This is a genomic window from Synechococcus sp. R8-2 (genome assembly GCF_047461715.1).
In the GTDB taxonomy this organism is placed as follows: domain Bacteria; phylum Cyanobacteriota; class Cyanobacteriia; order Thermostichales; family Thermostichaceae; genus Thermostichus.
In genome coordinates this window covers 1-980 of the sequence record NZ_JANSHQ010000230.1, presented here as the reverse complement: position 1 = coordinate 980, position 980 = coordinate 1, and the positions used below count along the sequence as shown (strand labels likewise).

The window sequence follows — 980 nt, the reverse complement described above, 5'->3', positions numbered from 1 at the left end:
ATGGGTTCTCGGAGCCGCTCCCAATCCAGCCCCAAGCTGCACAGAGCAGCCAGCACTCCCATCCAGTTGAGGGCATGGTGTCTTCCCGGCAAGGGCACCGGCAGCGTTAGGCCCTCCACAGTTACCGTTTGGGCTTGGGGATCCCATTCTCCCCGTAAGTCCCCCCGATCCAGACCATAGGTAAGGGTTTGTCCCGACCACAGGCTGGCGGCGGTAGACAACAGCAAGGGATCTTCTCCATTCAGCAGAGCCACCCCCTGCCCTAGCTCCTGCAGCAGCTCGCACTTGGCAGCAGCAATGGCCGCGCGGGATCCCAGTCTGCCGATGTGGGCGGTGCCAATATGGGTGATCAAGGCGTGGGTGGGCTGAGCCATCTGAGCCAGGCGGCGAATTTCTCCGGGGCCTCGCATGGCCATTTCCAGAACCACAAACTGATGCTCCGGTCGCATCTGGAGCAGGGTTTGAGCAACCCCGATGTCGTTGTTGTGGTTGGCCTCACTTTTGAGAACTGTGCCGTAGCGGGATAGGGCAGCCGCCAGCATTTCCTTGGTGGTGGTTTTGCCTGCTGAGCCCGTGATGGCTACTACGGAGGGGGGAAACTGCTCCCGCCAGCCTCTGGCAATGCGCTGGTAGGCAGCTAGGGTATCTGAGACTTGAAAATGGGGCCCGGCCACCGGACGCTGGCTGATGACGGCAACGGCCCCCCTTGCCAAAGCTTGTGGAATAAAGTTGTGTCCATCAAACCGTTCCCCCCGCAGCGCCACAAAGACTGACCCCGGCTGCAATTGGCGGCTGTCGGTGCAAATGGCTTGGACGGGAAGACCCAACAAATGGGGATCCCCCTGCAGGGGAGTTTGCAGCAGGTCAGCCACAGTTCGTAAGGTCAGCATCGGGCAGAAACTCCAATTCGCCTACAGCCTCTTCGTCTATGGTCATTTCAGACCAGATTGAGACATTTCCCAAGCGCTCCCCCTCACCCC

General features: G+C 60.2%; 1 protein-coding gene. It reads right to left on the bottom strand.

Features of this window, described 5'->3' with window-relative positions:
* Positions 1 to 890: UDP-N-acetylmuramoyl-tripeptide--D-alanyl-D-alanine ligase (locus NW819_RS06200; protein WP_414413220.1), on the bottom strand; the 890-nt coding region annotated here is incomplete at its 3' end.
* Positions 891 to 980 lie beyond the last annotated feature (90 nt).